General features: G+C 57.3%; 26 protein-coding genes. 19 read left to right on the plus strand and 7 right to left on the minus strand.

Features of this window, described 5'->3' with window-relative positions:
• Positions 1-53 precede the first annotated feature (53 nt).
• Positions 54-863: an alpha/beta fold hydrolase gene (locus tag DMX11_RS08025; protein WP_110744004.1), complete on the minus strand. Its 810-nt coding sequence runs from the start codon at positions 861-863 to the stop codon at positions 54-56.
• Positions 864-953: 90 nt separating this feature from the next.
• Positions 954-1853, minus strand: a complete 900-nt coding sequence (locus tag DMX11_RS08030) for a LysR substrate-binding domain-containing protein (RefSeq protein ID WP_110744005.1) — start codon at positions 1851-1853, stop codon at positions 954-956.
• 107 nt (positions 1854-1960) lie between these two features.
• Here DMX11_RS08030 and DMX11_RS08035 point away from each other — a divergent pair, with 107 nt between their 5' ends.
• The 14 genes from DMX11_RS08035 to DMX11_RS08100 all read left to right on the plus strand — a co-directional run bounded on the left by DMX11_RS08035 (position 1961) and on the right by DMX11_RS08100 (position 14377).
• Positions 1961-2623: an RraA family protein gene (locus tag DMX11_RS08035; protein ID WP_110744006.1), complete on the plus strand. Its 663-nt coding sequence runs from the start codon at positions 1961-1963 to the stop codon at positions 2621-2623.
• Position 2624: 1 nt separating this feature from the next.
• Complete coding sequence (locus tag DMX11_RS08040) at positions 2625-3290, plus strand: RraA family protein (RefSeq protein WP_110744007.1); 666 nt, start codon at positions 2625-2627, stop codon at positions 3288-3290.
• Complete coding sequence (locus DMX11_RS08045) at positions 3287-3916, plus strand: RraA family protein (protein ID WP_110744008.1); 630 nt, start codon at positions 3287-3289, stop codon at positions 3914-3916. Before DMX11_RS08040 ends, DMX11_RS08045 begins: the two co-directional genes overlap by 4 nt.
• Positions 3913-5121 carry a pyridoxal phosphate-dependent aminotransferase gene (locus DMX11_RS08050; RefSeq protein WP_110744009.1) on the plus strand — a complete coding sequence of 403 codons (1209 nt, stop codon included), beginning with the start codon at positions 3913-3915 and terminating at the stop codon, positions 5119-5121. The genes DMX11_RS08045 and DMX11_RS08050 overlap by 4 nt, the downstream gene beginning before the upstream one ends.
• A 270-nt stretch (positions 5122-5391) precedes the next feature.
• Entirely contained in the window at positions 5392-6036 is a 645-nt protein-coding gene (locus DMX11_RS08055; RefSeq protein WP_110744010.1) for a DUF4286 family protein, read from the plus strand.
• On the plus strand, positions 6033-7364 hold the full coding sequence (locus DMX11_RS08060; RefSeq protein ID WP_218278950.1) for an MFS transporter: 1332 nt from the start codon (positions 6033-6035) through the stop codon (positions 7362-7364). Before DMX11_RS08055 ends, DMX11_RS08060 begins: the two co-directional genes overlap by 4 nt.
• 72 nt (positions 7365-7436) lie before the next feature.
• Positions 7437-8123 (plus strand): 5-oxoprolinase subunit PxpB, encoded by a 687-nt coding sequence (gene pxpB, locus DMX11_RS08065; protein WP_256590533.1) that lies wholly within the window; start codon positions 7437-7439, stop codon positions 8121-8123.
• Entirely contained in the window at positions 8120-9085 is a 966-nt protein-coding gene (locus DMX11_RS08070; protein WP_110744011.1) for a biotin-dependent carboxyltransferase family protein, read from the plus strand. The genes pxpB and DMX11_RS08070 overlap by 4 nt, the downstream gene beginning before the upstream one ends.
• 15 nt (positions 9086-9100) lie before the next feature.
• A complete protein-coding gene (locus DMX11_RS08075) occupies positions 9101-9883 on the plus strand; it encodes a LamB/YcsF family protein (protein WP_110744012.1) in 783 nt (260 codons plus the stop codon).
• Complete coding sequence (locus DMX11_RS08080) at positions 9883-10317, plus strand: acetyl-CoA carboxylase (protein ID WP_110744013.1); 435 nt, start codon at positions 9883-9885, stop codon at positions 10315-10317. The genes DMX11_RS08075 and DMX11_RS08080 overlap by 1 nt, the downstream gene beginning before the upstream one ends.
• A complete protein-coding gene (gene accC, locus DMX11_RS08085; RefSeq protein ID WP_110744014.1) occupies positions 10310-11686 on the plus strand; it encodes an acetyl-CoA carboxylase biotin carboxylase subunit in 1377 nt (458 codons plus the stop codon). Before DMX11_RS08080 ends, accC begins: the two co-directional genes overlap by 8 nt.
• Positions 11676-12077, plus strand: coding sequence for a hypothetical protein (locus DMX11_RS08090; protein WP_110744015.1), 402 nt, complete (start codon positions 11676-11678; stop codon positions 12075-12077). The genes accC and DMX11_RS08090 overlap by 11 nt, the downstream gene beginning before the upstream one ends.
• An 81-nt stretch (positions 12078-12158) precedes the next feature.
• Positions 12159-13391 carry an OprD family porin gene (locus DMX11_RS08095; protein WP_110744016.1) on the plus strand — a complete coding sequence of 411 codons (1233 nt, stop codon included), beginning with the start codon at positions 12159-12161 and terminating at the stop codon, positions 13389-13391.
• Between the two features lie 74 nt (positions 13392-13465).
• Positions 13466-14377, plus strand: a complete 912-nt coding sequence (locus tag DMX11_RS08100; protein ID WP_110744017.1) for a LysR family transcriptional regulator — start codon at positions 13466-13468, stop codon at positions 14375-14377.
• A gap of 83 nt (positions 14378-14460) precedes the next feature.
• Here the strand turns inward: DMX11_RS08100 and DMX11_RS08105 are convergent, their stop codons facing one another.
• The gene (locus DMX11_RS08105; RefSeq protein ID WP_158286164.1) at positions 14461-14811 is read right to left on the minus strand and encodes a cation:dicarboxylate symporter family transporter; all 351 of its coding nucleotides are present in this window, start codon (positions 14809-14811) and stop codon (positions 14461-14463) included.
• Between the two features lie 172 nt (positions 14812-14983).
• Here DMX11_RS08105 and DMX11_RS08110 point away from each other — a divergent pair, with 172 nt between their 5' ends.
• The 5 genes from DMX11_RS08110 to DMX11_RS08130 all read left to right on the plus strand — a co-directional run bounded on the left by DMX11_RS08110 (position 14984) and on the right by DMX11_RS08130 (position 18526).
• Positions 14984-15805, plus strand: coding sequence for an ABC transporter substrate-binding protein (locus DMX11_RS08110; protein WP_110744019.1), 822 nt, complete (start codon positions 14984-14986; stop codon positions 15803-15805).
• 55 nt (positions 15806-15860) lie between these two features.
• On the plus strand, positions 15861-16562 hold the full coding sequence (locus tag DMX11_RS08115) for an amino acid ABC transporter permease (protein WP_110744020.1): 702 nt from the start codon (positions 15861-15863) through the stop codon (positions 16560-16562).
• Between the two features lie 3 nt (positions 16563-16565).
• Entirely contained in the window at positions 16566-17300 is a 735-nt protein-coding gene (locus DMX11_RS08120; protein ID WP_063426003.1) for an amino acid ABC transporter permease, read from the plus strand.
• Positions 17278-18006, plus strand: a complete 729-nt coding sequence (locus DMX11_RS08125) for an amino acid ABC transporter ATP-binding protein (RefSeq protein WP_110744021.1) — start codon at positions 17278-17280, stop codon at positions 18004-18006. The genes DMX11_RS08120 and DMX11_RS08125 overlap by 23 nt, the downstream gene beginning before the upstream one ends.
• Positions 18007-18145: 139 nt before the next feature.
• Entirely contained in the window at positions 18146-18526 is a 381-nt protein-coding gene (locus DMX11_RS08130; RefSeq protein ID WP_110744022.1) for a RidA family protein, read from the plus strand.
• Positions 18527-18693: 167 nt separating this feature from the next.
• Here DMX11_RS08130 and DMX11_RS08135 read toward each other — a convergent pair whose 3' ends face one another.
• The 4 genes from DMX11_RS08135 to DMX11_RS08150 form a co-directional block, all read right to left on the minus strand.
• A complete protein-coding gene (locus tag DMX11_RS08135) occupies positions 18694-19251 on the minus strand; it encodes a RidA family protein (protein ID WP_158286165.1) in 558 nt (185 codons plus the stop codon).
• A 73-nt stretch (positions 19252-19324) separates the two neighbouring features.
• Positions 19325-20293 carry a threonine/serine dehydratase gene (locus DMX11_RS08140; RefSeq protein WP_110744024.1) on the minus strand — a complete coding sequence of 323 codons (969 nt, stop codon included), beginning with the start codon at positions 20291-20293 and terminating at the stop codon, positions 19325-19327.
• A 142-nt stretch (positions 20294-20435) separates the two neighbouring features.
• On the minus strand, positions 20436-21710 hold the full coding sequence (locus DMX11_RS08145) for a cation:dicarboxylate symporter family transporter (RefSeq protein WP_110744025.1): 1275 nt from the start codon (positions 21708-21710) through the stop codon (positions 20436-20438).
• A gap of 164 nt (positions 21711-21874) precedes the next feature.
• On the minus strand, positions 21875-22228 hold the full coding sequence (locus DMX11_RS08150) for a RidA family protein (RefSeq protein WP_110744026.1): 354 nt from the start codon (positions 22226-22228) through the stop codon (positions 21875-21877).
• Positions 22229-22242: the final 14 nt, after the last annotated feature.

A 22242-nucleotide genomic window follows, 5' to 3' on the forward strand; every position in this document is an offset into this window, starting at 1 on the left:
AGTGCAAGCCTCACGCGGCTGGCGCAGCCGCGTGAAAAAAAGAAAGGATTCGCTCAGGCGCGGTCTTGCAAGGCCTTGATGTGCTTCCACATCAGAGAGGGATTCGAGTACATCGGAAAATGACCACAATCAGGGATGCACGCCAGTTCCACGCCGTGTGCGGCGATGTGGTCGAGGTAGGACAAGTGTGAGTTGGTGACGCCATACATGTATTGGCGCGGGAAGGGTAGCGCAAGGAATTTGTCCATTAACTGGGCGTTGTCGGACAACTCCACCATTGACTCGAAAATGCCACGCACTGCGCCGGTTCGCACTTTATGCGCGAGGCTGGCCGCATAGAGAGCACTCGCAGGATCCGAAGCCAACCGAGTGCGGTCGATAAAGTCACGGAAGAAGCCCGCGTCGTCATCACGGTTATGGTCATGGATCTGACGGCTTAGAAAACAATCCTCAGGTGCGATGTTGCCTTCGATATCAACGAACGATCGAATGCGATCAGGTTCCTCGTGAGCCAACATCAAGCCGGTCAGCCCCCCCATGGAATGCCCTACCAGATGGAATTTGCCGATTCCAAAACGCTTAAGCACGGCTTTCGCGGTTTTCACCAGGAAAGCGATGTTGATGTGCGAGAGGTCGGCGCAGTTCGTTTCACCGCAACCTGGTGCATCGTAGGCTATGAAGGGGTGTCCTTCGAAAGCCGGCTGCAGCGTGATATCGGCGTAATCCTCTTTGGTAGAACCGAAACCGTGAAGGAACAGGATGGGGGTTTTTGGCCCCGTGCGGTGTATCACCGCCAGGTCGAGCTGTACGCCATCGATGTTCAGTGGGACTTTTTCGTAGGTGAAGCGAGCTGCATGGGGCACGGCTACTGACTCCTATAACAGAGTCTCCAATGTTGAACGCGTCACATGATTTGTAAAATACGAAGCCACGAACCCTGTCATACGTCTGGCCTATGGCAGAAAATCTTGTCTTGCATGCTCGATCATTGCCTCCACCAGTGGATTGTTGTGTTCGTTGTGCCAGGCCACGGCTGTGATGACCACTTTGACTTCGGGATGAAGGGGGCGGATGAGGACGTTCTCCGGCGCGAGTTTACCCATGGACGTCGGTACCAGTGCGATGCCCTGGCCGCAGCTGACGAAGGCGACTTGTGATGATACGGACCGCACCTGGTGAACGATGCGCGGTGCGAAGCCGCTGGCTTTGCACTGCCCAACCAGATAGTCGAAATACACAGGACTCACATCCCGCGAAGCCATCACCAAGGTCTCATCCGCGAGCGCTTGCAGTGAGATGGACTCCCTCGTAGCCAAGGGATGGTCTTTGGGTAGCGCGACAGCAAGCCTGTCTTCGGACAACGGCAATGCTTGAATATGTCGGCCAAGATTCCCTTCCAGGCGTGCGAATGCAATGTCGATATCACCTGCTTCCAGTGCGGGTATGGCCTCCGCGCTGTCTATCTCACGAACCGAAACCGTGATCAATGGATGGTTCTGCTTGAAGCGCTCGATCAGTGGGGGCAGCACGTCGATCATGGCTGATGTGATCGCTCCGATGGTCACCACGCCGGCATGGCCTGCGACGGCTTCGTGAACCGCCAACTCTAATCGTTCCAGCTGATCAGCAAATTTTCGGACCGCGGGGAGAATCGCAGCGCCAGCGGCAGTCAGTTGCGCACCGCGGCGGGAGCGGGTGAACAGTTGAACGCGAAGGGATTGTTCGAGCGCCTGGATTTGCTCGGTCAACGGCGGTTGCGACATACCTAGCCGTTTGGCCGCGCGGCTGAAGTTTTGGTCTTCGGCCACTGCCAGGAACAGCCAGAGGTGGCGTATCAAGCGAAAGTTGATCACGGCGCTTTTCCATAGGTTTTGGATATAACAAGCTTAGCGTCTTCGTAATATACGTATCAAATGCCGGCGCAGATACTCAAGCCTCACCAACAAGAGGCCTGCAACCGATGAGCTTGAAAGCCCCGCTCGAACGCTTGTTCGCGCTCGACACCAACACAGTGTCGGACGCCCTGGACTTCCTCGAACTGCCCGGCGCTACTAACGGCCTGATGCCGCTCTGGAATTGCCCCAAAATTGTGGGCCGAGCCAGCACTGTGCAACTGGGACCCAAACAAGACGTGGCGCCCACTGTCCACCTTATTACCCCGGTAGTAGAGCAAGTCTCCACCGACGACCGCGTACTGGTGATCGCGGGTGGCGTCGACGGGATCTCCAGCTGGGGCGACATTCTGGCCAACGCAGCCCAGCGCAAAGGTATCCGTGGATCAATCATTGATGGCTTCAGTCGTGACATCCGTGGCAGCGCCGATATTGGCTACCCCGTCTTCGGTCGCGGCGTAACCATGATCAGCGCGCGCAATAGGCTCATTCAGATCGACGCGGCCGTCACTGTTCGCATGGCGGGTGTTGACGTTGATGAAGGCGACTACGTTATCGCCGATGAATGCGGCACCGTTTTCGTCCCCGCCAATGCTATCGAGAAGGTGCTTGATCTGGCCGAGCGTATCGACCGACGCCAAGCCGGCATGGTCGACGCCGTTCGGGCCGGCCGCTCGGTCGAGGAAGTGATGCACGACACGCAATTCGAAGCCATCAAGGTGGAGCACTGATATGACCCTCTCTGATAAAGACCTGGTTGCCTTGTTTGAAGGCCTGGATACCCCAGGTGTATCCGACGCTATGGACAAGCTGGGCCTTCCTGGCCAGGCCTTCGGGATCGCACCGCTGGCAAACTATAGCCAGGTCGTGGTCGGCCCAGCCTTTACTGTTCAGTACGTCAGTGCGAGCACACCGCCCGGCACTGTCGGTGATTTCATTGATGAAGTAGCACCAGGCGATGTGGTGGTTATCGCCAATGACGGCCGTACCGATTGCACGGTGTGGGGCGACATCATGACCCAGTACGCACTGGCCCGGGGGATTGCCGGCACGGTCATTGACGGCGTCTGCCGCGATGTGAACAAGGCGCTGGGTGAAGGTTACCCGCTGTTCAGCAAAGGCCGTTTCATGCGTACCGGTAAGGACCGCGTGGAAGTCGTCGCTGTCAACAAGCCGGTGTCGATTGGCCAGGCGCGAGTTTGCGCCCGCGACATCGTCGTCGCTGACGCCAATGGTGTCGTCATTGTCCCACGCAGCCGTGCCCAGGAAGTCGCTGAAACGGCACGTCGTATCGAACACGTTGAAGCGCAGATCCGCGAACAGATCGCCACTGGCAAGAGCCTCAAGGAAGCGCGTGCGGCCCTCGGTTATCACTCCTTGCAGAGCAAGCAGCCATGAGCCTTCCACACGATTATCAGAACATTGCAAAGGTCCTCGGCAGTTCCACCCTGTACGAGGCTTCTGGGCTGCCGACTGCGGTCGACCCCGAGATTCGCGCTGTCTGGAAGGGCGCATTCATTGCTGCGCCTGCTTATCCGCTGCAGTGTTCGCCTGGTGACAACCTGGGCTTGCACTTGGCCGTGGCCAAAGCGCCGCGCGGTAGCGTTCTGGTTTGTGATTGCGCCGACTTCATTGCTGGCTACTGGGGTGAAGTGCTCACGGTGGCGGCTGAAACCGCAGGTATTGTCGGTTTGGTAATCAATGGCGGCGTGCGCGACATCGCCGCGCTTGAAGCGCATAGCTTCCCTGTATTCGCGCGGGGTATCTCGGTCAAAGGTACCGTCAAGGCGACCACTCCTTCCGTAGGTAAACCGTTCGACTTCAGCGGTGCGCAAGTGAGCGCCGGCGATCTGGTCGTTGCGGACGAGGACGGTGTGGTCATCATCCCGGCGGATGCGGCCGAACGCACGCTACGCGAAGGCCAGAGGCGTGCCGACAAAGAGGCATTGTTCATGGCCAAGCTGCGCGAGGGTCACAGCACCATGGACCTGATGGGCCTTACTCACCCGGAGGAGCACGCGTGAGCCTGGAAACGCTGAACCGTCGCTTGGAGGCTGCCAAGCCTTCGGCAACTTACAAAATCATCGACCGCGTGGCTGCACGGCGCGCAGAAGGGGCGAAGATCATTTCGCTTTGCGCGGGCGAGCCGGACTTCGATACACCGGAGCACATCCGTGCCGCGGCCATCAGTGCGATCAACGATGGCCATACGCGATACACCCAGGTGGCCGGCCTTCGCACGTTGCGTGAAGCCATCGCGCGCAAATACCAGCGTGAAAATGGTCTCGACGTCAGCTGGCAGGACACGCTGGTTTGCAGCGGTGGCAAGCAAGTCATCTTCAATGCCCTGGCCGCGACCTTGAACGAGGGCGACGAAGTTGTGATCCCTGCGCCGTACTGGGTCAGCTATCCAGAAATGGTTGAGCTGTGTGGCGGCGAGTCGCGCATTGTTGCTTGCGGCGCCGAGACCAGCTTCAAGTTGACCCCGCAAGCATTGGCCGAAGCGATAGGCCCGAACACCCGCTGGCTGATCCTGAATTCGCCGTCCAACCCCACGGGTGCCGTGTACGAACGCGATGAATTGCAAGCTCTGGCTGAGGTATTGTTAGCCCATCCGCAAGTTCTGATTCTGGCTGACGACATCTATGAGCACCTGATCTTCGACGGCCGTGACTTTCTCACGCTTGCCCAGGTTGAACCGCGGCTGGCTACACGAACATTAACCATGAACGGCGTGTCGAAGGCCTATGCCATGACGGGTTGGCGAATCGGGTTTGCCACTGGTCCTCGCTGGCTGCTCGAGGCAATGGAGAAGCTTCAGGGTCAGCAGACCTCAGGCGCTTGTTCCATCTCGCAGCATGCAGCAATCGCTGCCCTCGACGGCCCGAAAGACTTCATCGCTCTCAGTCGCGAGGTGTTCCAGCGGCGTCGTGATTTCATGGTCGAATTGCTCAACCAGGCGCCGGGCATCAGTTGCGAGGTCCCTGGTGGGGCTTTCTATGCTTTTGCCGACTGTTCTGGGCTGATCGGCAAGCGTTCAGCCGTGGGTCGTGAACTGGTCAATGATGAGGCGGTGGCGCTGGCATTGCTGGAGGAGGCCAACGTTGCAGTCGTCCAGGGCAGTGCTTTTGGTCTCCCAGGCTACCTTCGCATTGCGTACGCGCTGGATGACGACTCGCTGCGAGCGGCGTGCCAGGCCATTCACAGCTTTTGTGAGCATGCACGATAGCTAGATACTCTCGCTGACAGAGCGCACCGAAAGGCTGCACTTCCTCAATTGCATACGTGCAATACAGGGGGTGCAGCTTTTTTATTTAAACGCAGTCAATGTTCGCGCTGGTGGGGTGCAGACAAGTAGTGCAACGGCTCAAAAAGGAGCAGATAGACGCGGAGTTTGAAAAGTTTTTCCTATCAAAAGAGGGTAAAAAAACTCGTTTGCCTAAGTTTTTTCTATCGCTGAACATAGCCTTAAGGTCAAGCCACCCTGAGGAAAACAACAATGAACGGCTCACCATTCGGTCTGTTATTTGTTGCATCTGACATTGATGCAGCGCATGAAGTTGAATTCAACCGTTGGTACGACGAAGAGCATCTTCCGGACCGTGCGTCGATGGCCGGCGTGGTCAAGGCAACCCGGTTTAAATCGCCCTCCGACTCCCCGAAATATCTAGCCCTCTATTGGGCCGAGGGCCTAGCTGCCTTCGACTGCCCGGAATATGCACATGCGTTCAAGTACCAGTCTGTCTGGTCCAAGAAAATGCTCCCGCTCATGCAAAACCCTACCCGTCGCATCGGTGAGGCATTTGGGCAATTTGATCAGCCTGGGGGTAAGTGGGTGGCAGTCGTCGCAACAACCCATGCGACTGAGCCTCGATCGCTGAACACGCTTCAATCAACCTTTTTCGAGATGCCTGGTTATATCCAGAGCTACTTTGTACGCCCCGTGCCATCGCTGAGCTTGCCGTTGCCCCAGGAAGCCAGTAACCCGCAGCCGATGACACCCATGCTCATTGTCGAGTGCTCCAGCGAGAGCGCTGCGCGACAGGCTGTCCAAACCAGCCTGAGCAATTTGCCAGCCGGTAGCAGTCATTTCGGTGTGTATCAGAGCCTGAGCGATAGCTTGGGTGGGGAGGTGCGTCGATGAACAGTACGATCGCGTCCGTGGATCAGTCACAGCCCGTCAGCTCCAAACAACCCGGCAAGCGCGCCGACATCAGGCGGCTGGCCGCTGCTAGCTCGATCGGGACGACGCTTGAATGGTATGACTTCACTGTATACAACCTGATGGCGGCGCTGGTCTTCAACGTCATTTTCTTCCCTTCATTCGACCCGTTGGCCGGTACCGTGATTGCGTTCTCCACCTATGCGGTGGGCTATGTCTCGCGCCCTTTGGGCGGGATCGTCTTCGGCAGCCTGGGTGACAAACTTGGCCGGCGCTGGGTTTTGGTGGCGACACTGATCTTGATGGGTACGGTGACCGGGCTCATGGGGTTGTTACCTACCTATGCAACGTGGGGGATCTGGAGCCCGATCCTTCTGGTCCTGCTGCGCTTCCTGCAAGGGGCGGCAATTGGTGGGGAGTGGGCCGGGTCGGTACTGTTGTCCATGGAGCATGGGGAGGATCGCCATCGTGGTCGAAATGCGTCCTTCACACAGGTAGGACCGGCCTGCGGGACCCTTTTGGGTGCCGGGTTCATTGCTTTGATCACTTACGTCATGACGCCAGAGACGTTCCAGGAATGGGGCTGGCGTATTCCATTCCTGTCCAGTGTCCTGTTGGTGATGCTCGGATTCTGGCTGCGTCGTGGTGTCGATGAAACACCGGTATTCAAGTCGATCGAGGCGAAGGAAGCCAAAGTCGACGCACCCGTGCGGGAAGTGTTCGTTGGGCACTGGCGGCGGTTGCTGGTGGCGGGCGGTGCACGTATTGGCTCGGACATCGTCTACGCACTGCTGGTGGTATTCACGCTTGCTTATGTGACTAACGTACTGCATTTGCCTCGCTCCACTGCGCTGACCGCCACGATTATTGGTTCCGTGTTCCATGCCGTCAGTGTTCCATTGTTCGGAATGCTTTCGGACCGACTAGGGCGCCGGCCGGTCTATGCATCAGGCGCAGTGCTATCGCTTGGCTGGGGGTTCGTGTTCTTCGTACTGCTGGATACCGCATCCCCCGTGCTCATCTGTCTGGCCGTCATTGTCGGCATGATTTTCCAGGCCATGATGTTCGGCCCCCAAGCTGCTTTCGTTACCGAGCAGTTCCCCACCCGTGTGAGGTATGCCGGTTCGTCGTTGGCCTATACGTTGGCCGGCATTGTCGGAAGCGGACTGGCCCCACTCGTTATCACGGGAATATTCAAGGTCTACGAGTCTTCGTTCGCAGTCAGCCTATATATCGCTGGCGGGCTGATCATCACCTTGATAGCGCTCGCATTCGCACGTGAAACTGCCAGGAAACCGCTAGAAGAATAATCCGAAACAGAGAGGCAACTTCCTGATGTGCAATGGGGCTTGCCTGTCAAAACTTCGCTGTGGGATCAAGCCATGCGAGACACAGAAATTATTGAAATGCCTGCCGCCGACTTGTTGTTTAGTCCGTCAGGTTGTGGTGCAGTGCTTGTAGATAGTTGCCAGTCGGTTTTTTCGCCAAGTGTGCAAAGAAAGTTTATTTCACTCGCCCGCGCGCTGGAAGCTGATCAACAGATCAGTGAAGTGGTGCTCGGGGTGAACAATCTGTTGGTCATGTTCGATCCGCTCGTTAGTTCGCCTTCGGCGATTGAACAACTGATTCAGAGCCTTTGGCTGTATCCCGATGCGCTTCCTTCCGCCCCCCAGGTTGTGGAAATCCCGGTGAGCTACGGCGGTGAAGCTGGTGAGGACCTGGCCATGCTCGCCGAGCACGCGGGGCTCAGCATTGATCGGTGGGTCGACTATCACAGTAACGCGACGTACGAGGTGGCGTGTGTCGGCTCCATGCCCGGCTTCGCCTACCTGACCGGGCTACCCGCTGAACTGGCCAAACCCAGAAGAGCGTCGCCGCGGGCACAGCTTGCCAAAGGTTCTGTGATTATTGGTGGGGCGCAGGCCGGCGTAATGCCATGCACCGCACCATCAGGGTGGCACGCGATAGGGCGTACTGACGTCGATCTGTTCGACATTCAAAGACAGCAGCCATGCCTGCTGTTGCCCGGCGACCAAGTCCGGTTCTTGGTTCAGGAGGTCGCGTCATGATCGAAGTACTGAGTGGTGGTGCGCTCAACCTCGTCCAGGATCTCGGGCGCTCGGGGTGCATGGCGATGGGGGTTAGCCGCAGTGGCGCCATGGATGCGCCCGCGCTGATGATTGCTAACTGGCTGGTTGGCAACCTGGAGAACGCTGCAGGGCTTGAAGTGAACATCTTTCCGTTCCGTTTCAAGGTGGAACGCGAAGTGCTCATCAGTTGCACCGGTGCACACTGCGCGATGAAAGTGGATGGGCATCCCGTACCCAGTTGGACTTGCCTGGAGATCAGGGCCGGCCAACAGGTGGTGGTTGAGCGCCCACGCTTGGGTGTCAGGGCTTATCTTGCGTTTTCGGGTGGTGTTGACGCACCGGTGTATTTGGGTTCCCGTGCGACAGATCTGAAGGCGGGATTCGGTGGTCATGAAGGACGAGGTCTCAATCGTGGTGACCGTCTTCAACTGTTGCCCCAAAGCCCTTCGTCAACAGGACGTGCCATCCTGCCCTTTGAGCGTGTGCAGCATGCAGAGGCTATGCGCGCCCAGCAGGTGACGGTGCGGGCGATCGCTGCAGCTCAGGCTAACGACTTTTCCTCCACTTCGTTGGACGCGTTCTATTCCACCGCCTACGAAGTCACCCCGCAGGCCAACCGTGTCGGTTACCGCCTCCAGGGCCAGACCCTGCAGACCATTCGACCGATCGAGTTGCTCTCCCACGGCATTGCACCGGGCACTGTCCAGGTGCCGCCGGCGGGGCAACCCATCGTGCAACTGGCAGAAGCCAATACCTGTGGCGGCTATCCAAAGATCGCCACGGTGCTCGATTGCGACCTATGGCGCCTTGCCCAAGCAGGCGTCGGCTGCAGCATCCATTTCAAGCCCGTCACGGTAGCCGAAGGCATCGAAGCCCTTGCCCAGCACCGTGCGGCACTCGCAAACATTCAGCGACACCTGGGCGTTAGCCCACCAGCCTGATTCGAGGAACAGACAATGAACAACAAAACTTTGCGCATCGATATCAACTCGGACATGGGCGAAGGCTTCGGCCCCTGGAAAATGGGTGACGATGACGCCATCCTCGACATCGTCACCTCTGCTAACGTCGCCTGCGGACTGCATGCCGGCGACCCTGAGATCATGGCGACCACCTTCGCCCAGGCCAAAGCCAAGGGCGTAGCAGTGGGAGCACACCCCGGTTTTCCAGATCTGTGGGGTTTCGGTCGAAGAGTGATCCCGCACACGACCGGCGAAATTGAGCGCTTCGTTGCCTACCAGGTCGGTGCAGCCGTGGCGCTGTCCAGTTACGCCGGTCACCCCATCACGTTCGTCAAAGCCCATGGTGCGCTCGGGAATCTCACCCAAACGGACCCCGAGGTTGCCAAGGCGATCGCCAAGGCCGTCAAAGCCGTCGACCCCAAGCTCGTCTGCGTCACATTCGCGGGTGGACTGATGATTCCGATTGCCAATGATATGGGCCTCGAAACTCGTGCAGAGGTCTTCGCGGACCGTGCTTATACCGAGGCCGGCCATCTGGTTCATCGTAAAGAGCCTGGTGCAGTGCTCCACGACGTGAAATTCGCCGCCCAGCGCATGCTGCGCATGGTTCAGGCAGGCGGTATCGAAACGGTTAGCGGACGCATGCTTCCAGTTCATATCGACACCATCTGTGTGCACAGCGATACGCCAGGTGCGATCAGCATGGCACGGGTACTACGCAAGACCTTGGAGTCGGCCGGCGTTCAGGTTTGTGCTTTCGCTGAGGGATCCCGCTGATGGACAAACACCTTGTCGAACGGCTAGTCAGCCTGATCGAAAACAGCGCATTGAGTGAAATCGAATACTCGGCAGGCGGCACCCGTATTCGGTTGGTGAGAGAGTCGGGTCAAACGGTCCCCATGCAGCCTCGTCCACCTGAAGCGCAGTCATCAATGGCAACCACGACACGCCAATCGAGTTGGACCATCGATGCCGGATTGCCTGGCATTTTCTACCGCGCCCCTTCGCCGGATGAGTCCGCTTTCGTCGATGTTGGCACTGCCATCGAGGAAGGCCAGCAGGTAGGGATCATTGAGGCGATGAAGATGCTCAACGTGCTCGAAAGCGACCGCAGCGGGCGTGTGGTGCGCATCTTGGTAGAGGACGGTGCCTCGGTAGAGGCAGGGACGCCGCTGTTCGAGGTGCAATCGATGGAGGACACCCATGTTTGACTCAGTCTTGATCGCCAACCGAGGCGAGATCGCCTTGAGAATCCTGCGTGCTTGCCGGGCATTGCAGATTCGGACCATTGCCGTGCATTCCTCGGCAGACGCCCATCTGCGCCATGTGCAATTGGCCGATCAGACACTGTGTATTGGCCCCGCAGCCTCGGCTCAAAGTTACTTGGATATCGGTCGCCTGCTGGAGGCCGCCGAGCTAACCGGCGCGGGCGCCATCCACCCCGGCTACGGCTTTTTGTCTGAGCGTGCCGAGTTTGCCGAGGCTGTGGAACGCTCCGGTCGAGTGTACATTGGCCCTACCGCTGCAGCCATTCGCCTGATGGGCGATAAGGTCAGTGCCAAGAAGGCCATGCTGGAATCCGGCGTGCCTTGCGTGCCCGGCTCGGACGGCGCTCTGCCTAGCAACCCACAGGTGGTGGCTGACATAGCCCGAGATGTGGGGTATCCGCTGATTGTGAAGGCAGCAGGTGGTGGAGGCGGGCGGGGAATGCGCATCGTCCGCGAGCCAAGCCAGTTGGCTCAGGCGGTGACTACCACGCGGGAAGAAGCCAATCGTGCGTTTGGTAACCCGACCCTTTACATCGAACGGTTTCTCGAAAATCCGCGGCATATCGAAATCCAGATTCTGGCAGACGGATTCGGCAATGCGGTATGGCTCGGTGAGCGTGACTGTTCCATGCAACGGCGACATCAGAAAGTGATCGAAGAATCCCCCGCCCCCGGTGTTTCGCGAGAGGCGATCGCAGAGATCGGGCAACGCTGCGTCGACGCCTGCGTACACATCGGCTATCGCGGCGCGGGCACTTTCGAGTTTCTCTACGAAGACGGGGCTTTCTACTTCATCGAGATGAATACGCGAATCCAGGTCGAGCATCCGGTGACTGAATTGGTGACCGGTATCGATTTGGTGGTGGAGCAGTTGCGAATCGCCCGGGGGGAGCCGCTGTCGTTCGGCCAGAAGGATGTCGCCGTGACCGGGCACGCGATTGAGTGTCGCATCAACGCCGAGGATCCATGGCGGTTCACGCCGGCACCGGGCACAGTTGACCATTGGCTTCCACCCGGCGGCCCGGGAGTTCGTGTCGAGTCCCACTTGTATTCCGGGTACCGAGTACCGGCCCATTACGACTCGCTGGTGGCCAAGATGCTTACCCATGGCAGCAACCGCGAGGAGGCCGTCAGCAGGATGCGCCAGGCACTAGGAGAAACCGTGCTGGAGGGGATTTCATGCACTATTCCACTGCACAGACGGTTGATGGATGAACCTGGCTTCACAGCTGGCGGCTACAACATCCATCACTTGGAACATCTTTTCGAACAAGGCTTCGGTCAGTCTGCGGAGAGCCCTCATGAGCGTTGAAGAACTCACGGTACTGGTTGAGCAGTTGCAGGGGCGAAGTATTGCGCGATGTGAGTACGAAACAGAGCAGGAGTCAGTGGTTCTGGTCTTCGCGTCATATTCCCGTACACCTGTCGTGGACGCGGTTCAACTGCCTGTCCCGGGTCACCAGGATACTTTGGTCGAGGCTCCGAAGGCCGGCCGGTTCTTGTCTTCCCATCCTTTGCAGGGCGTCGCTCTGGCGGCCGTTGGCGAACCTGTCGAGGCGGGTGCAATCATCGGCTTCATTCAGGTTGGTGAGTCCCTTCAACCCGTCAAAGTGAAAGCCGCCGGCGTCATGGCCGGCTATTGCCCGGTCGACGGCGAGCTTGTCGGCTACGGGTCGCCAATCGCCTGGCTGGTCCCTTCCTAAGGGAAAGCCAGCAAGCGCACGACCTGATCGTGCGCACTCCCTCCCGCGGTATTCATCTATTCAAGAAGAAGAGGTCGCTGCATGCGTGCACATTGGCCCGTGGTACCTGCTGTCCTGTGTTTGACCTTTGCAACGGACCTGAGAGCCGCTGGCTTTCTCGAAGACACCCGCGCAAACGTCGACTTCAGAAACCTGTACTTCGATCGAGACTTTCGCCAGCCTGGAGGGAACAGTGCAAACGGTCAAAGCCAAGCACGGGAATGGGGTCAAGCCGCCGTTCTGACACTCCAATCCGGATTTACTCAAGGCGCGTTTGGGCTGGGGATCGATGGCGTCGCCATGACCGGCCTCAACCTCGATTCCAGCCCCGATCGCGCAGGCACCGGCATGTTCCCAACTGAGCGTGACGGCAGTTCGGATAATGAATTCAGCCGACTGGGCGCGAGCTTCAAACTGAAGTATTCCAAGACCCTTGTTCGCTCGGGTGTCATGGCCTTTCGTAAGCCCGTGCTGCAAAGCGCCGACTCTCGTCTGCTACCTGGTCTGTTCAAAGCCACTACGGTGGAATCCAGTGAGCTGGCGGGCCTCACGCTTCAGGCTGCACGCGTGACCAAGACGATGGGTTCAGATTCATCTGATTGGGAGAGGCTGACCAGCCGCTATGGCGGGCGCAGCGACGATTTCACCCTTTATGGAGCGGATTATGCGCTGAATGACAAAAGCCAACTCCGGGTGTATTACGGAAAGCTGGATGGCATTTACCAACACACGCTGGCCAATTACCAAGGGCGCGTCGATTTCACGGCGGATCGACACCTCTCTTTCGATTTGCGCTGGGCGAAGGCGGGGGAGGTAGAGGACTTTCGCGACATCGACAACAGGGCAGTGGGTGCGTTGGTAGGGTTGCGCCAGAAGCATCACACATTGAGTGTGGGCTTCCAGAAGATGAGCGGGCGCGATGCTTATCCGTATGTAAACGGAACCGATCCCTACCTCGTTAACTTCGTGCAGATCCTGCAGTTCTCCAATGCTGGAGAGCGTTCGTGGCAGGTGCGCTACGATCTGGATCTGGCCGCATGGGGTGTTCCTGGGCTGAGTTTCATGAGCCGGTATGTACGGGGCGACCAAGTTGAGCTTGCGAGCGGCGGCGAAGGACGCGAATGGGAACGCAACAGTGAGCTCACCTATGTCATTCAGGGCGGCTCTTGGAAAAACGCCGCAATCAAATGGCGCAACGCCACCGTCCGTTCAACCTTCGGTAATGATATAGACGAAAACCGCCTCGTGATCAGCTACCCACTGAGCCTGTTCTGATGGATCATCGACCCTAGACCGAACGCCTCGCTTAGCAGCGGGGCTATCTGCCGGATCGAGCTCGTGGGGAATCAATGAATACGCGTTTCATCGAGGCATTCCTACAGATTGCGAGGCTGAAGAGTTTCAGAGCCGCGGCCGAGCATCTGCACCTGACCCAGGCTGCCATCTCCAACCGGATCGCTTCACTGGAAGAAGAGATCGGTGCTCGGTTATTTGAGCGGGAGACCAGAGAGCTCAAGTTGACTGCGGTCGGCGCGCGGCTGGTCGACTATGGCGAGCGCATACTGGATCTCGAACAAGAGATCCGTCACCTCGGTCGGCCAAGTCACGAAATTTTGGGATTGGTGCGTATTGGTGCTGTAGACAGCGTGGTGCATACCTGGTTGATCGACTTTCTGAAACGCTTGCAGTCGACCTACCCTGGCATCGAGGTGCAACTGACTTCGGAGACCAGCGCCGGCGTTCACAAAGCTTTGCGTGATGGCATGATCGACATTGCGCTGCAGACGCATCCGATTGAAGGTGACGGGATCACCAGCATCCCGTGCCTCTCAATCGCAACGGGATGGATAGTCAGCAATCAGGCCATGATCAGTGCCCAGCAGCCCATTCTTGATTTACTCGGCCAACCAACCATTACCATGAGCCAGAACTCACAACCCCATCTGGTCCTCAAGGAGCTGTATCGCAGGTTCAGCCTACCGGTTGGCAAAACCCATCATGTCAGCTCTATTTCAGCACTCGTGCAACTGGTTGAGGCTGGCTTTGGCAATGCGTTTGTGCCTCTTGCGCCGGTGCGCTATGCCATCGAGTCGGGGCGTGTAAGGCTGGTGGACTGCGGGCTGGCAATTCCTAACCAACCCTTGGTTGTAAGCTATACCCAAGCGCATTCATCCGAGGCCATCCGCTTGGTCGCCGAGCTGGCGTGCGTAGAGTGCGATCAGTACGTGCGGGCACTTGTGCCCCCGTACGCAGCCACCTAATGCTGAGTGCCGGCTGAATGGGTAAACCAGATCTTTGAGAGCCTGCGTTCGATGGCTCTATTCTTAAGGGCGATAGTGTCCGCTTAACACCACGCGGACACCATGCTCGCCCTCGCGACCAGGCTCGGCGCACCAAACTTTTCGAGTTTGGCCATCAGTTGCGGCATGACCGCAGTGGAGCTCGCGCTGGATAGCGCCAGCACCGGATCCTTGCGCTCCGAAGGGAGGCCGGACAGGCCCAGGCTGAACATGACCGCGAAGAACAGCACAGGCATTAGATTGCCTTTGGCCTTCGAGTCGATGATGTTGTCCGGAACGATCCCAAGTATCAGGCCTGCGACACCTTGATGGCCTCCCGCTGCTGGCAGCGGGACCGCGGTAGCATGAAGGCTGTGGAGTCTGACGTCAGCAGCTAGCCTGAGCTGTATGCCCACGCCCCCAAGATCACTTGAAGTATCGTATTTTGGAATATTATTCCTTCAGCTTTTATCACTATGCTTCCTAGGGGAGCTGCTGTAAAAATCTCTACACACGAGCCACACCTCGAAAACAAAAGCTCGAGCGATGTTTTTTTCAAACTGCTCAACACAAAAAGCGAGGAACACAATGAAAATGAAAGCCGTGGGCATGCTCACCGTCTCCGCCCTGTTTGCCCTTGTTTCTCTTCAGTCTCAAGCTGATCAACTTGCCGACATCAAAGCCCGCGGGACGTTGGTGTGTGGTGTGCTCAGCACGCTTGAGCCCTTCGGTTATGTTGACCCCGCCAGCCGTGAACTGGTTGGCTATGACGTCGATTTCTGCAAATCCCTCGCTAAGCATCTGGGTGTCAAACCCGATTTCCGTCAGTTGTCGCTGGATGCGCGCATTCCTGAGCTTTCTCAAGGCCGCGTGGATGTCCTTGCCGCTGTGTTGGGTTACACGCCGGCTCGCGCTGAGCAGGTGGACTTTTCAAACAGTTATTTCTTGAGCGAAATGAAGCTGGCAGTCCAGCAGAGTGCTAACTACACATCGCTCAGCGAGCTCGATGGCAAGCGCATCAGCTCGATCAAGGGCTCTAGTACGCAGGTCATGATTCGCGCCTCAATACCTGGGGCAAAAGTGGTCAGCTACGACGACGCACCCTCTGCCTTCATGGCGTTGGCTCAGCGCAAGGTTGATGGCTTTGGCTTGACCGAAGCGATGCTGCGACGCTTCATCGCCAAATTGGGCGACAATTCCAAAATCGTCGTTTTGGAGAAGCCCATTGGCCAAGAGCACTGGGGCCTTGGGGTGAAGAAAGGTGAGCCACAATTGCTGGCAGCGGTCAACGAAACCCTGAGCGAGATGGAGTCTTCAGGTGAGGCCGACCAGATTTTCCAGAAATGGATGGGTAAAGGAACGATCTACAGCATGGAACGGAATTTCAAGGTACAGCCGATCGTACCTTAACGATTCACGTGTTTGAGTATTGGCTGGCGCTCGCCAGCCAAGCTGGAGTCGTCTCATGCAAAACTTTCTGAATGCCTTCATCACGCTGTTTAAACCGCCGTACGACGTTCTGCTGCTGGATGGGCTGGTCCTCACTTTGAAATTGACGCTGTTCAGTTGGATTCTGGCGGTGGCGTTGGGCGTCCTGCTGGCTATGGTCCGTGAGTCGAAGAACATCGTCTGCCAGAAAACAGTAGCGAGCTATGTCGCATTTCAACGCAATGTGCCCATGCTTGTGCACATCCTGCTCTGGTATTTCGGCGTCTCGAACATTCTGCCCATCGCCCTGCAGGACCAACTGAGTGCCTTAGGCAGTGAGTTCATCTACCCGGCCATCGCCATCGGCCTGTGCATGGCGGCTTACTTCTGCGAAGACATACGCAGCGGGCTGCGTTCCATTCCTTATGGTCAACACGAGGCTTCTCGGTCGTTGGGCATGAGTTATCTCAAGTCCATGCGTCATGTAATTTTGCCGCAAGCGTTACGTGTCTGTGCCCCGCCTTTCATCAACCACACGGTCTTGCTGTTCAAGAATACCAGTTTGGCGATGGCCGTCGGCGCTGCTGAAATGACCTACGCGGTACGGGATATCGAAAATCAGACCTTCCTCACCTTCCAGGCTTATCTGATTGCCACGTTGTTCTACCTCATGGTGTCACTGAGCTTGATGTGGCTCGGTAGTTATGTTGCGCATCAGGCGCGTATTCCGGCGAGGTGATGTATGTGGGAAATCATTGAAGTTTACTGGCAACAGATTCTCGTCGGGCAATATCCGCAGGGCGTGTTGGGCGGGGTCGCCTTGACGCTGATTCTCTCGGTACTCGGGCTGCTCATTTCGTTTCCGCTGAGCGTGGCCATTGCGCTGTGTCGCGTATCGCCATGGCGGGCCCTTCGGGTGCCAGCGACGGTCCTGGTTTATGTGGTACGCGGGCTGCCGCTGGTCATGATGATCTTCTGGAGTTATTTCCTGGTGCCGCTGATGGTAGGGCACACTGTGAGCGGCTTCACGGCGCTGTTGTGCACGCTGATCGTCTATGAAGCTGCTTATCTCTCGGAGGTAGTGCGTGCCGGCATCGAATCTCTGCCCAAGGGGCAAACCGAGGCGGCACGTTCGCTGGGGCTTAGCTACTGGAAAACCATGATCAAGGTGATTCTGCCACAGGCCTTGTACAACATGGTACCTAGCCTCATCAGCCAGTTCATCTCGACGATCAAGGAGACTTCGCTGGGTTACGTGATTGGCGTGCAGGAACTCACGTTCTCCGCCAACCAGATCAATACACAACTGTTGACCAAACCGTTCGAGGTCTTCCTGATCCTGGCGCTGGTGTACTTTGTCGTGTGCTTCTGTTTGACCCAGCTGGCACAAACCCTTGAAAAGCGCATCACCCGTAAACGCCTCGGTGTCAACACTGCAAGTCGGAGTAAAACAAATGATCCAGTTCTCCAAGGTTAGTAAGTGGTACGGCGACTACCAGGCTTTGGTCGACGTCAATGCCGAGGTTAAAAAAGGTGAAGTGGTCGTGATTTGCGGGCCGTCAGGGTCGGGTAAATCAACCCTCATCAGGACCATCAACCGCCTCGAAGAAATTCAGCGTGGTGATATTTTTCTAGACGGCCAGAATATCCATGCCAAAGGCCTGGATTTGAATGACTTCAGAACGCGGGTGGGGTTCGTCTTTCAACAGTTCAACCTTTTCCCTCATATGTCGGCGTTGGATAATGTTTCATTGGCCCCTATCACCGTGCGCGGGCAGAGCAAAGCTGATGTAAAGCGCCAGGCGATGGAGTTGTTGGATCGGGTCGGCCTGGCGCATAAAGCACAGGCTTACCCACAACAACTCTCAGGTGGCCAGCAGCAACGCGTAGCCATTGCCCGGGCGCTGGCGATGAATCCACCGGTGATGCTCTTTGACGAGCCGACCAGTGCACTCGATCCTGAAATGGTGGGGGAAGTGCTCAGTGTCATGAAGGCGCTGGCCAAGGAAGGAATGACCATGATGTGCGTGACACATGAAATGGGTTTTGCCCGCGAAGTGGCGGACAGGATCTGGTTCATGGATCAGGGCGCAATCTTGGAGGAAAATGACCCCGTGGGCTTTTTCTCCGCCCCCCAACATGCTCGGGCGAAAGCGTTCATTTCGGATTTGCGCGCGCACTGATCTGGGCAGCAGGTGACGGCAAGTCATTACTGCGAACAGGCCTGATGCCATCTGCGAGCAGGCGCAAACAGGTGGCTTTTTCAGCGGGATCTACCCATCGGGTCAGGTCCCGTTTTTTTGTTGAGTAGAGGGTGTATTGATGCATGATATAGCGTTTATCCCGGATGCTGACCCCGGTTCTATCTCGTCCGATGTTGCCTTGTTCGGCGACCTGATCATCACCACGCAAATTCCGCTGAAGCCTGACGGCGAGATGGAGCTTGGCGACATCCACGCGCAGAGCGAATGCACCCTGCTTGCACTCAAGCAGGCGTTAGAGAAGGCCGGTAGTTCAATGGCGCGCGTCCTTCATCTGACTATCTACCTCACCCACCCAGAGGATCGGGCAGGTTTTAACGAGGTTTACAAACGCTACTTCTCGCGCCCCTGGCCAGTTCGTGCCGGCATAGGGGTTGCGGCCCTGGGAAAACCTGGGATGCGGGTCGAAGTTACGGCCATGGCTGCAAGGGTGAGCGCTTAGTGCTGAGCGCCGGCACCCGTGGCGAGGGAGGGGGAGGGTGCCGTAGTTACGTTCATTGGCCCCCGCACGGGGGGCATCGAGGTCGTTTCCCTGTTGAGCTTCGACAGGGAATGGAGTCAAGCGTTTGGCAATGGCGATGATTGTATTGCGATAGGCTGTGGCAGCACTCAGGGCGCGCTATCGATTGCAAAGACTGCTTCAACTTCGACCGGCGCACCCCGCGGGAGAGCCGCTACACCGACTGCCGCGCGGGCGTGACCACCACGTTCCTGACCAAACAGCTCGATGAACAGGTTCGACGCGCCATCCAGCACCTTCGCCTGCTGGGTGAACTCGGGCAGGCACTTTATGTATCCGTTGACTTTAAGCACGCGCACACGATCCAGCTGCCTGTCAGCGGCGGCATGCGCAATGGCAAGAAGGTTGAGCGCACAAAGGCGCGCCGCGTCCTGAGCTTGTTCCAGGGTAACTTCCACGCCGACGGTGCCTTGATACTTCAGGACATCGTCAACCAGGCACACTTGCCCTGCAGCAAAGATCAGGTTGTCGTGGCGCGTGAATTGAACGTAATTGCCACCGCGGGTATTGAATGCTGGCAGTGTCAGGCCCAACTGCGTCAAGCGTTGTAAAATGGCATCCATGATGATCACCGAGTCTCGAGGTAAGGCGTGCATGCCGGTTTCGCCGCGCGTATTGGTTGAGCCAGACGCCAGCGGTGCCGACAATGCATGCTTACCTAGCTGAAAAAAACACACCCCATTGCGATGCGTGGTCGCAATGGGGTGTGGGCTGTTGCGCTTAAACGGCAAGTGCGCGGGTGAACATTTCCGGGTCGACATTGCCGCCGGAGCCGATCAAGGCCACTTTCTTGCCGCGCACATCAACTTTGCCCGCCAGAATCGCAGCCAGCGACACGGCCGCCCCAGGCTCCAACACCAACTTCAAGGTTTTGAAGGCAACTTTCACTGCGTTCAGGGCTTCTTCTTCGGTAACTGCGTATGGGGTAGGGTTACAGTCGCGGATGACCGGGAAGGTGTAGGCACCCATTACCGGGCCGAGGATGCCGTCCATGACGTTCGGCCGGATAACATCATTACGTTGAGGCACACCGCTGCTGAGGGAGCGGGCAACTTTCTCGTAACCCACGGGTTCGACGACGCCGTATTCGACATTATCGAAATGATGTTTGACTGCCGCAAAAACGCCCGAGGTCAGGCCACCACCGCTGCAGTTGACGAGCATCATGTCCAGATCGATGTCGCGCGCCTTCAGAAACTCGCATAGTTCGAGGCCTGCGGTGCCTTGGCCAGCCATTACCAGGTAGTCGTCGAAAGGTTTGACCAAGGTCAGCCCGCGCTCTGCGGCCAATGCCGCACCAAATTCTTCCCGGTCAGTGGTTTCGGCATCGTAAAAAACAACCTCCGCCCCCCACCAGCGGCAATTGGCGACTTTGATTGCGGGGGCGAACGAGGGCAGGCAGATGGTAGCTTTGGTCCCGACAATCTTCGAAGCCGCCGAGACGGCGTGCCCGTGGTTGCCGGAGGAGTAAGCCAGTACACCTCGCTCGCGTTCTTCAGCAGACAGTGACATGACTTTGTTCAGCGCACCACGAACTTTGAACGAGCCCGTCAACTGCAAGGATTCGGCCTTTACGTAGATTTCCGCTCCGACCATGTCGTTGAGCATCGGGGAAGACAGTACTGGCGTTTCCACGATGCGGTGCTTGATGCGTTCACGGGCTTGCAGGATATCGTCGTACGAAAACATAGGTCACCTATTCTCAGTTTTTGTATCGGGACGCCAGCCAAAGCCAGATAACTGCGGCTGCTTGGCCTCCCAGGGTTGATACTTGGCACTTGTTCTACGCACGAACGTGGAGAGCAAGCGGTACGTGTGTTTCACGTTCCCCTCAGGCGTTACTTTGGCCTGTTTGTCCATAGCCCACCTTCTTCTGAGTACTCTCCTCCCATTTCGCGATGACCAAAGGTGCCAACGCGTTGCCCAGCACGTTCATGGTCGAGGACGCCATATCGATGATCCGATAGATACCCGCGATGAATGCGATGCCTTCCAGCGGAAGCCCCGCGCTGGAGAGGGTTGCGGAGAGCACCACGAACATGAATCCAGGAACGCCTGCTGCGCCTTTGCTGGTGAGGACCATCGTCACCACCAGCATCAGTTGCTGGCTCAGGCTCAGCTCAATGCCGTAGAGCTGGGTGATGAACAAGGTGGCGATGCCCAGAACGATGGACGTGCCGTCCAGGTTGAAGGAGTACCCGACCGGTACCACGAAACCGGTCAATGATCTCGGTGCTCCAAGGGCTTCCACTTTTTGAATAATCTGAGGAATGACGGCAGCAGACGTCGCACTCGAGTACGTCAGGATCAACTCGTCCTTGATATGGCGGATCAGGTGAAGCAGGTTGATACCGGCATAACGCGCAATGCTGCCCAGGACGACCGCTGCAAAGATAATGAACGAGGCGTAAACTACGATGATCAACTTCGCTAGCGGGATCAGGGCAGAGAAACCGAAGGACGAGATGGTCACGGCGATCATGCCGAACACCCCGATGGGTGAGTAAGCCATGATCATGTGGGTGACCTTGAACATGGTCTCGGAAACACTCGAGAAGAGCGCAATGATGGGGGCCTTCTTCTCGCTACTGAGGCGGTTGAGCGCCATGCCGAAGAGCACGGCGAAGAACAGTACCGATAGTAATTTGCCCTGAGACATTGCCTCGAGAATGTTATCGGGAATGATCCCCAGAATGATACCGCCGATCCCATGGCTGGCAGCTGGCGCTGCGTTGATGGTTACGTGAGTTTGGTGAAGGCTCGACATGTCCATGCCTGCGCCAGGTTGGGTGAGGTTGCCCATTACCAGGCCAAACACAATCGCGGTGGTGGTCACACTCATGAAGTAGATCATGGTCTTGGCACCGAGTCGGCCGATCGACTGGCCGTCACCATGCCCGGCGATTCCGACAACCATGCAGCAGAAAACGATCGGGACCACGATCATCTTCATCAGTTTGATGAAAATGTCACCGGCTGGTTGAAGCACATTGGCATTCATCCAGTCGCGTTGCTCAGGGAAGTGATGAAGCACGGCACCCACAAGGACGCCGAGTGCGAAACCAATGAGAATTTGCCAAACAAGCGGGGTTTTAGATATGCGCATAATCGATGTCTGTTTTTTGTAGTGATTGACATGCCAGGCGCGGGCACATACGTGCCTGCGCCATCGCTTGAAGATTTATTGCGGCAGTTTATAAAGCCATTCGACAATCGATCTGCAACGAACAGCTGGCGCCCCATGCGTGGGCGATGTTTCTAACGCGATCGTTATTCGGCGGCGATGGCCGCAATTTCCACCAGCATGTCGGCGGTGCGCAGATGTGCCTCGACGGTGGCCCGTGAAGGGGTATTGTTTTTATCCACCCATTCGGCCCACACCGCGTTCATCGCATCGAAATCGCGGGTGATATCTTTAAGCCAGATGGATACGCTGACCAAGTGGGATTTATCCAGGCCCAGGGCTTCAAGGTTTTCGTCAATCTTCCGCAGTACCTGACGTGTTTGCCCAGCGACATCTTCTTCGCGTTGGTCGGGGGTCTGGCCGCCGACAAAAACAAAGCCATTGGCCCGCACGGCTTTGCTCATGAGTTCGTTATGTTTGATACGAGTGAAATTTGCCACGGTACTTCTCCTGT

The organism is Pseudomonas sp. LB-090624, from assembly GCF_003205205.1.
Classification (GTDB): domain Bacteria; phylum Pseudomonadota; class Gammaproteobacteria; order Pseudomonadales; family Pseudomonadaceae; genus Aquipseudomonas.

Bases quoted from the DNA above. Each gene is read 5' to 3' on its own strand.
- DMX11_RS08100 (WP_110744017.1), top strand. From the start codon at position 13,466: ATGAATACGCGTTTCATCGAGGCATTCCTACAGATTGCGAGGCTGAAG.
- DMX11_RS08110 (WP_110744019.1), top strand. From the start codon at position 14,984: ATGAAAATGAAAGCCGTGGGCATGCTCACCGTCTCCGCCCTGTTTGCC.
- DMX11_RS08075 (WP_110744012.1), top strand. From the start codon at position 9,101: ATGAACAACAAAACTTTGCGCATCGATATCAACTCGGACATGGGCGAA.
- DMX11_RS08060 (WP_218278950.1), top strand. From the start codon at position 6,033: ATGAACAGTACGATCGCGTCCGTGGATCAGTCACAGCCCGTCAGCTCC.
- DMX11_RS08040 (WP_110744007.1), top strand. From the start codon at position 2,625: ATGACCCTCTCTGATAAAGACCTGGTTGCCTTGTTTGAAGGCCTGGAT.
- DMX11_RS08120 (WP_063426003.1), top strand. From the start codon at position 16,566: ATGTGGGAAATCATTGAAGTTTACTGGCAACAGATTCTCGTCGGGCAA.
- DMX11_RS08090 (WP_110744015.1), top strand. From the start codon at position 11,676: ATGAGCGTTGAAGAACTCACGGTACTGGTTGAGCAGTTGCAGGGGCGA.
- DMX11_RS08080 (WP_110744013.1), top strand. From the start codon at position 9,883: ATGGACAAACACCTTGTCGAACGGCTAGTCAGCCTGATCGAAAACAGC.
- DMX11_RS08145 (WP_110744025.1), bottom strand. From the start codon at position 21,710: ATGCGCATATCTAAAACCCCGCTTGTTTGGCAAATTCTCATTGGTTTC.
- DMX11_RS08045 (WP_110744008.1), top strand. From the start codon at position 3,287: ATGAGCCTTCCACACGATTATCAGAACATTGCAAAGGTCCTCGGCAGT.
- DMX11_RS08125 (WP_110744021.1), top strand. From the start codon at position 17,278: ATGATCCAGTTCTCCAAGGTTAGTAAGTGGTACGGCGACTACCAGGCT.
- DMX11_RS08115 (WP_110744020.1), top strand. From the start codon at position 15,861: ATGCAAAACTTTCTGAATGCCTTCATCACGCTGTTTAAACCGCCGTAC.
- DMX11_RS08140 (WP_110744024.1), bottom strand. From the start codon at position 20,293: ATGTTTTCGTACGACGATATCCTGCAAGCCCGTGAACGCATCAAGCAC.
- DMX11_RS08070 (WP_110744011.1), top strand. From the start codon at position 8,120: ATGATCGAAGTACTGAGTGGTGGTGCGCTCAACCTCGTCCAGGATCTC.
- DMX11_RS08130 (WP_110744022.1), top strand. From the start codon at position 18,146: ATGCATGATATAGCGTTTATCCCGGATGCTGACCCCGGTTCTATCTCG.
- accC (WP_110744014.1), top strand. From the start codon at position 10,310: ATGTTTGACTCAGTCTTGATCGCCAACCGAGGCGAGATCGCCTTGAGA.
- DMX11_RS08095 (WP_110744016.1), top strand. From the start codon at position 12,159: ATGCGTGCACATTGGCCCGTGGTACCTGCTGTCCTGTGTTTGACCTTT.
- DMX11_RS08055 (WP_110744010.1), top strand. From the start codon at position 5,392: ATGAACGGCTCACCATTCGGTCTGTTATTTGTTGCATCTGACATTGAT.
- DMX11_RS08035 (WP_110744006.1), top strand. From the start codon at position 1,961: ATGAGCTTGAAAGCCCCGCTCGAACGCTTGTTCGCGCTCGACACCAAC.
- pxpB (WP_256590533.1), top strand. From the start codon at position 7,437: ATGCGAGACACAGAAATTATTGAAATGCCTGCCGCCGACTTGTTGTTT.